This window comes from Arthrobacter sp. I3, assembly GCF_000520575.1.
Taxonomy (GTDB): domain Bacteria; phylum Actinomycetota; class Actinomycetes; order Actinomycetales; family Micrococcaceae; genus Arthrobacter; species Arthrobacter humicola_A.
Genome location: NZ_KI914935.1, coordinates 14,933 through 19,783, shown reverse-complemented (window position 1 = coordinate 19,783; position 4,851 = coordinate 14,933). Strand labels below are relative to the sequence as shown.

The 4,851-nt window shown below is 66.9% G+C and carries 6 protein-coding genes; 2 read left to right on the top strand and 4 right to left on the bottom strand.

Annotated elements, in window-relative coordinates:
- The 3 genes from Y706_RS25595 to Y706_RS0114420 form a co-directional block, all read right to left on the bottom strand.
- Nucleotides 1-676 (bottom strand): NAD(P)-dependent alcohol dehydrogenase (locus Y706_RS25595; protein WP_043436207.1); only part of this gene is annotated, 676 nt, incomplete at its 3' end.
- Nucleotides 673-906 carry a helix-turn-helix transcriptional regulator gene (locus Y706_RS0114425; protein WP_028277135.1) on the bottom strand — a complete coding sequence of 78 codons (234 nt, stop codon included), beginning with the start codon at nt 904-906 and terminating at the stop codon, nt 673-675. The genes Y706_RS25595 and Y706_RS0114425, both read right to left, overlap by 4 nt.
- The gene (locus tag Y706_RS0114420; RefSeq protein ID WP_253906799.1) at nt 900-1,373 is read right to left on the bottom strand and encodes a hypothetical protein; all 474 of its coding nucleotides are present in this window, start codon (nt 1,371-1,373) and stop codon (nt 900-902) included. Before Y706_RS0114420 ends, Y706_RS0114425 begins: the two co-directional genes overlap by 7 nt.
- 333 nt (nt 1,374-1,706) lie before the next feature.
- Between Y706_RS0114420 and Y706_RS0114415 the strand changes: the two genes are divergently transcribed.
- On the top strand, nt 1,707-3,203 hold the full coding sequence (locus Y706_RS0114415) for an amino acid permease (protein WP_028277133.1): 1,497 nt from the start codon (nt 1,707-1,709) through the stop codon (nt 3,201-3,203).
- A 64-nt stretch (nt 3,204-3,267) separates the two neighbouring features.
- The gene (locus Y706_RS0114410; protein ID WP_028277132.1) at nt 3,268-3,903 is read left to right on the top strand and encodes a LysE family translocator; all 636 of its coding nucleotides are present in this window, start codon (nt 3,268-3,270) and stop codon (nt 3,901-3,903) included.
- A 181-nt stretch (nt 3,904-4,084) separates the two neighbouring features.
- On the opposite strand, the gene Y706_RS0114405 is transcribed toward Y706_RS0114410, so the two are convergent.
- Nucleotides 4,085-4,834, bottom strand: a complete 750-nt coding sequence (locus Y706_RS0114405; protein WP_028277131.1) for a 3-hydroxybutyrate dehydrogenase — start codon at nt 4,832-4,834, stop codon at nt 4,085-4,087.
- Nucleotides 4,835-4,851 lie beyond the last annotated feature (17 nt).

The following is a 4,851-nucleotide window of genomic DNA, read 5'->3' as shown; positions in this document are numbered from 1 at the left end:
GCCGCAGGACGGTGAGCGGGCGGTTGCCGGCGGTGTCCACAATGAGGTCGAATTGCCGGGATCCGTCTGCGAAATCGTCATGTGTGTAGTCGATGACGTGGTCCGCGCCGATCGAGCGGACCAGATCGGTTTTCGCGGTGCTGCACACCCCCGTCACCTGCGCACCGAACGCCTTGGCGAGCTGCACCGCGTACGCGCCGACACCGCCGGCCGCGCCGATGACGAGGACCTCCTGCCCGGCCTGGATCCTGCCGGCGTTCCGGAGCGCCTGCAGGGCAGTGACGGCCGAGATCGGGACTGCGGCGGCCTGTTCGAAGCTGAGGTTTTTCGGCTTCAGCGCGAGCCGGCCTTCCTTTGCGCACGCGTATTCGGCGAAGGATCCCTCACAGGTGCCGTACACCTCATCCCCGGTCCGGAAGCCGACAATATTCCGGCCGACAGCCTCCACCCGGCCGGCCACGGCCCGGCCCCGGATGCGGGTCTTCGGTTTCCTGAGCCCGTAGCCGACCACGCGGGTCAGGTACGGAAGGCCCGTCATGAGGTGCCAGACGCCCTGGTCGACACCGGCTGCCCGGACCCGGATCAGCACATCGTCGTCGCCGGGCACGGGGGCGTCGACCTCGCGCAGTTCCAGCACTTCAACGGAACCGTAAACATCCTGGACGATCGCTTTCATGGTGCTTCTCCTTCAAAGTCGGGGTATTGGAAGACGTCATCGAGGGGAACTTTGAGGACGTGGGCAATGTGGAACGCCAGCTCAAGCGACGGCGAGTACCGGCCCTGTTCGATCGCGATGACCGTCTGGCGGGTCACGCCGATACGGTCGGCGAGCTCCGCCTGGGTCAGCTCTCCGTTTTCGAAACGCAGGCGACGGATGGAGTTCGTGACCCGGGTCGGCTTCACCACGGCTGGAAGCCTTTGCGATAGGCGACCACCTTGGCCACGGATCCGAGGATCGCGGACAGGACGAAGGCCAGGTAGATGACGTTGGCGATCCAGAAGTGGTCGAGCTCGGCCATGGCCAGGAGGAGCGCCGCCACGGCCCCGACGACGAGGAAGGACTGGCCGATGTATTCGCCGAAGCGGTAGATCTCCTTGTCCCGCTGATCCTTCATGCCGGCGTCCTTGGCGGACAGGGCCCGGATCACCAGGTGAAGCACGATCGAAAGGCCGATCGAGGCGCCGACTGTCCACAGCAGCGGCGCCACATACGGCACTTCCGTGAGCGGCATGGTGCAGGCCAGGCCAAAAACGACGGCGAGGTACACGGCGTAGGTTGCGGCCGCGAGCACCCCCATGATCCAGGCGCTCTTTTCTTCAAATGACATCTGCCGCTCCAGCGCACCCAAGGCAATGTAAAACAAACCTGACATCACAAAAGTAAAGAAAACCTGACATGGTGTCAAGAGTTTTCGACTCGCTTGAGGGTTGAGTTCGACGGCGGCGTGCGCGGGCGCCGCTCATGCCGCGACTCCGCACATGGTCCCCGCGCGGAGTTTCCCCACCTTTGCAATCACGACGCCGGGACGCGCCGCCTTCGCGGGACCACACGCCGTCGGGCGCTGCCATAGGTGGGGAATCCCGGCAGAGGGGGCGCCGCACAGTCTGAAATCAAAGACACGAAGTTCCCGTGAGACTCCTCACAGCAAGACCGGACGTGGTCTGCTGGATGGCGATCCCCCTCCCAATGACGAGAAGGTATTCGCATGCAACAAGCCCAAACCGCCACGAAGGCGGCTCCTGCCGAGGCCGGCACCGGCAGCGCTGCCACCGCCGTCGGCGCAGCCGTCGACTCCGTACTCAGCCGGGGACTCAACGTCCGCCACATCCGCTTCATGGCGCTGGGCTCGGCGATCGGCACGGGACTGTTCTATGGCTCCGCCTCCGCCATCCAGAAGGCCGGGCCCGCCGTCCTGCTGGCCTACATGATCGGCGGCGCCGCGGTCTTCATGGTGATGCGTGCCCTCGGCGAAATGGCGGTGCGGCATCCGGTGTCCGGGTCCTTCGGCCAGTACGCGAGCCGCTACCTGGGACCGCTGGCCGGGTTTGTGACGGGCTGGACCTATGTCTTTGAGATGGCGATCGTGGCCATCGCGGATGTCACGGCGTTCAGCATCTACATGGGATTCTGGTTCCCCGGAGTGGAGCGCTGGGTCTGGATCCTGGCCATCATCTTCTTCCTGGCTGCCCTGAACCTGCTCAGCGTCAAGGTGTTCGGCGAGCTGGAATTCTGGTTCTCCCTGATCAAGGTGGCGGCCATCATCGCCATGATCGCGGGCGGGGCGGCGATCATCGTCTTCGGCTTCCAGGCCGGCGGCGCCACCGTGGCACCAGGGCTCGGCAACCTCGTGGACCACGGAGGCCTGTTCCCCAACGGGTTCGAAGGACTCCTTGCCTCCTTCGCCGTGGTGATGTTCGCGTTTGGCGGCGTGGAGACCCTCGGCATCACCGCAGGTGAGGCCGCCGATCCGAAAAAGGTCATCCCCAAGGCCGTCAACACCGTGCCCGTCCGGGTCCTGCTGTTCTATGTGCTGACCCTCGGCGTGCTGATGAGCCTGTTCCCGTGGGACGAAATTGGCAGCAACGGCAGCCCGTTCGTGCAGATCTTCAGCGGCCTGGGCATCCCGGCCGCACCCCACATCCTCAACGCCGTGGTGATCACGGCGGCGCTCTCGGCAGTCAACAGCGACATCTTCGGCGCCGGCCGGATCCTCTTCGGCCTGGCCCGGCAGGGCCACGCACCGGCGAGCTTCGGCAAGGTTTCCCGTCACGGGGTGCCGTGGATGACCGTGGTGATGATGACCGGCATCCTGCTGGTGGGGGTGGTGCTGAACGCCGTGATCCCGGAAGACGTCTTCCTGCTGATCGCCTCGATCGCCACCTTCGCGACCGTGTGGGTCTGGGCCATGATCCTGGCCTCGCATGTCGCCATGAAACGCGAGATCGCCCGCAAGTCCCTGCCGGCGTCGGAGTTCCCGTCACCGTGGTGGCCCGCCGCCTCCATACTGACCATCGCGTTCATGGCCCTGGTGATCGTGATTCTCGGCGCCTTCGAGGACACCCGGGTGGCGCTGTACGTGGGCGCCGCCTGGCTGGGCGTCCTGGTACTCGCTTACCGCCTCTGGGTCCGCGGCCACGGCCGGGCGCGGGCGGAACTGGTCGACGAAACCGCCCAGCTCACGCAGGTTCCCGCCGGGCGGTGATAGTGCCTCGCCCCCAAGGGATTAAGACGCTCCCGGGGGTGCCCCCACGGGGTTAGGATCAGGCATGGTCCCCGCCACCAACCTCTTGGCCTTTGCCCTTGCCGCCCTCGTGCTCATCGCCATCCCGGGGCCCAGCGTGCTGTTCGTGATCGGACGGACGCTGGCCCTGGGACGCAGGGGCGGGCTGTTGAGCGTCCTGGGAAACGCGGCCGGAGAGGTGGTGCAGATCGCCGCCGTGGCCCTGGGCGTCGGCGTGGTGCTGGCCCAGTCCCTGCTGCTGTTCAGCGTGGTGAAATTCGCCGGCGCCGCCTATCTGGTCTACCTCGGGATCCAGGCGATCCGGCACCGCGGCGGCGGCGCGGCGGCGGCGTCGTCCTCGAACCCGGCCTCGACCGCCCGCGTGCTCCGGGAGGGCTTCATCGTCGGTGCGACCAACCCCAAGTCGATTGTGTTTTTCGTGGCCGTGCTTCCCCAGTTCGTGGACTACTCGGCCGGAGCGATTCCCGTGCAGCTCGCCACCTTGGGTGCGGCCTTCCTGCTCATTGCCCTGGTCTCGGACAGCACGTGGTCCCTCGCGGCCGGGACAGCCCGGCACTGGTTTGCGCGCTCCCCCCGGCGGATCGCCGCTCTCAGCACCACCGGCGGCGTGATGATGATCGGGCTGGGCGGCACCCTGGCCCTGGTGGGCAACAAGAACTAGCGGATTCCTGTCGCCCAGCAGATGGAAGCGGGCGGCGGCGGGCATGTGGAAGCGTTCGTCCAAGCAGGGCCCACGCCGTTCGGGTTCCTTGGCCGAGCTTGCGAGGCCAGGGAGACGGCGGGGAGGAACGAGCGAGCACGCGGAACACGTCCGTGCCGCCCGCACGGCAGCCTGGCCCGGGCTACCGCGCGGACCAGCCGCCGTCCATCGTGTAGCTGGCGCCGGTGACCATGCCGGCGTCGTCGGATGCCAGCCACGCCACCAGGGACGCCACTTCCTCGGGCTCCACGAGCCGCTTGACCGCTGATTCGGTCAGCATGATCTTGGCGAGCACCTCGGACTCCGGGATGCCGTGCACCTTGGCCTGGTCCGCGATCTGCGATTCAACCAGGGGTGTGCGGACGTAGCCGGGGTTGATGCAGTTGGAGGTGACCCCGTGCGCCCCGCCTTCGAGGGCCGTTACCTTGCTCAGGCCCTCGAGCCCGTGCTTGGCCGAGACGTAGGCGCTCTTGAACGGCGAAGCCCGGAGCCCGTGCACGGAGGACAGGTTGATGATGCGGCCGAAGTTGTTGGCGTACATGTGCGGCAACGCGGCCCGGATCAGCAGGAACGGGGCCTCCAGCATGAGGGTGATGATGCGGCGGAAGTCGGCCGGATCGAACTCCTCGATGGGGCTGATGCGCTGGATTCCGGCGTTGTTCACCAGGATGTCGCAGTCCAGGCTGAGCGTCTGGAGGGATTCGACGTCGAGCAGGTTGACGGCCCACGCGGTGCCGCCGACCTCGTCGGCGAGCGCGGCGGCTGCGGCCTCGTCCATATCCGCGATCACCACCTTGGCCCCGCGTGCAGCCAGGGCCCGGACGCTCGCCGCGCCGATCCCGCCGGCGCCGCCGGTGACCAGGGCCTTGCGTCCGTTCAGCGTGTTTTCCATAACTCAGCCTTCCGTGT